Raw genomic sequence first — 2,282 nt, 5'->3', positions numbered from 1 at the left:
CGGCGGGGCCTACCTGCTGGCCTGGGACCTGCTGGCGCGGCTGCTCTACCCGCCGGCCGGGCTGCCGGTGGGGCTGGTCACGGCCCTGTTCGGGGTACCCTTCTTCGTATATTTGCTGCGGAAAAATAATTAAGCTACTAGCGTTTAGCTGGTAGCTATCAGCTTTCTTTTTGAAGGAAGCCATGATAAAAGCTGCCAGCTAACGGCTAGTAGCTAAAAGCTTAGCAAATGATTTACATCTCCCGCCAGGAACACTTCAACGCCGCGCACAAGCTCTACAACCCCAAGTGGAGCGAGGAGCGCAACCGTGAGGTGTTCGGCCCCTGCGCCAACGCCAACTGGCACGGCCACAACTACGACCTTATTGTCACGGTGAAAGGCAACCCCGACCCCGAAACCGGTTTCGTGGTCGACCTCAAAGCCTTGTCGGACCTGCTGCGCACGCACATCACCGAACAGGTCGACCACAAAAACCTCAACCTTGACGTGCCCTTCCTGGCCGGCCAGATGGCCAGCACCGAAAACCTGGCCATCGCCTTCTGGCAAATCATCGAGCGCGAGCTGCCCGCCATCACGCCCGCCAAGCTGCACTGCATCAAGCTCTACGAAACGCCCCGCAACTTCGTAGAATATTACGGCGACTAGAAGTTTTGAATGGTGAGGGTTGAATGTTGAGTGGATGCGGCCGTTTCGGTCTGAAACTACCGCGCCAGCTGAGAATCAACCCCTAACCCAAAACTCAACATTCAACATTCAACACTTCCGAAGTGAAATACTACCTCATTGCCGGCGAACGGTCGGGCGACTTCCACGCTGCCAACCTGATGCGCGAGCTGCGCGGCCAGGATGCCGACGCCCAGTTCCGCTACTGGGGCGGCGACATGATGCAGGCCGAGGGCGGCGAGCTGGTGCGCCACTACCAAGACTTGGCCATCATGGGCTTTCTGGAGGCGGCTACCAGCATCCTCAAGTTCCGCGGCTACCTCAAGCAGTGCCAGGCCGACATCTTGGCCTACAAGCCCGATGTGCTGATTCTGGTCGATTACGCCGGCTTCAACATGCGCATGGCGAAGTTTGCCAAGGAGCAGGGCATTAAGGTGTTCTACTATATTTCGCCCAAAATCTGGGCTTGGAATCAAGGGCGTGTCGAGAAAGTGAAAGCCTACGTCGACAAGATGTTCGTGATTCTGCCCTTCGAAACCGAATTCTACCAGAAATTCAACTACCCCGTCGATTACACCGGTAATCCCACGGCCGACTCGGTGGCCGAATTCGTACCCACCGCCGATTTTCACGAGCGCAACCGCCTCGACCCAGCCAAACCCATTATTGCCGTGCTGCCGGGCTCGCGCAAGCAGGAGATTGAGGAGATGTTGCACGAGATGATTGCCATTCTGCCCGGCTTTCAGGAATACCAGTTCGTGGTGGCCGGCGTCAACAACCTCGACGCCAACTACTACCGCAACTTCCACCGCAACGGCATCCGATTCGTCTTCGACCAAACCTTCGACCTGCTGAGCCACGCCACGGCGGCCCTCGTCACGAGCGGCACGGCCACCCTCGAAACGGCCCTGTTCGACGTGCCCCAGATTGTGTGCTACCGCACCAGCGCCCTGAGCTACGCCATCGGCAAGATGGTCATCAAAGTGCCCTACATCTCGCTGGTGAACCTGATTGCCGGCCGCGAGGTAGTGAAGGAGCTCATCCAGGGCGAATTCACGGCCCGCAACCTGCTCGACGAGCTGCGCACCCTGCTCACCGACCCCGCCTACCAGGCGCGCATGAAAGCCGGCTATGCCGAGCTGCGCGAGAAGCTGGGCCAGCACCAAGCCGCCAAAAAAACCGCCGAGCTGATGGTGGGCTACCTGCGGGCGGGGAGCCCGGCGCTACGTTAAAAACCAACTACCCTTGCGTGTTGAATGGAAAGACCCCGGGCCGGCGCCTGGGGTCTTTCCGTTTTGTCCAGGTCGGAAAGGAAGGGGCAGAGCCGCCGGTTGTCCGTCGGGAGTGCTGTGCTGGCCAGGCCAGCGCAACCTCGTAGTGCGCAAGAGTTTTGCCACTATAGAAACTGTGTCGGGGCGAAAAAATGCTTCCCTGCGAGCATGTCAAATATTTAATGGTTCGCCAACAAGGCTTTCCTTTTATATTTACAGCTCCACCCCAATAGTTTTTTTGATTTTATGCAAAAACGTTACAAAAGCGGGTTCGCTGCTCTGGACGAACTGACGGCCGCCGGCCGCCGGTTGCGCCGGACCGGGGCCCTGGCCTTGGCCGCCCTGGGC

The 2,282-nt window shown here is 58.5% G+C and carries 3 protein-coding genes; all 3 read left to right on the top strand.

What is annotated here, in order from left to right:
* Positions 1 to 13: 13 nt before the first annotated feature.
* Positions 14 to 133, top strand: coding sequence for an iron chelate uptake ABC transporter family permease subunit (locus tag ACYVDE_RS20625; RefSeq protein WP_460503419.1), 120 nt, complete (start codon positions 14 to 16; stop codon positions 131 to 133).
* Between the two features lie 95 nt (positions 134 to 228).
* Positions 229 to 645 carry a 6-pyruvoyl trahydropterin synthase family protein gene (locus ACYVDE_RS20620; RefSeq protein ID WP_460503418.1) on the top strand — a complete coding sequence of 139 codons (417 nt, stop codon included), beginning with the start codon at positions 229 to 231 and terminating at the stop codon, positions 643 to 645.
* Positions 646 to 767: 122 nt separating this feature from the next.
* Positions 768 to 1,895 (top strand): lipid-A-disaccharide synthase, encoded by a 1,128-nt coding sequence (lpxB, locus tag ACYVDE_RS20615; RefSeq protein ID WP_460503417.1) that lies wholly within the window; start codon positions 768 to 770, stop codon positions 1,893 to 1,895.
* The last annotated feature ends 387 nt before the right edge of the window (positions 1,896 to 2,282 follow it).

Source organism: Hymenobacter agri, from assembly GCF_054778495.1.
Note: the sequence above shows the minus strand (reverse complement) of the source record. Positions and strands in the feature narration are given on the sequence as shown.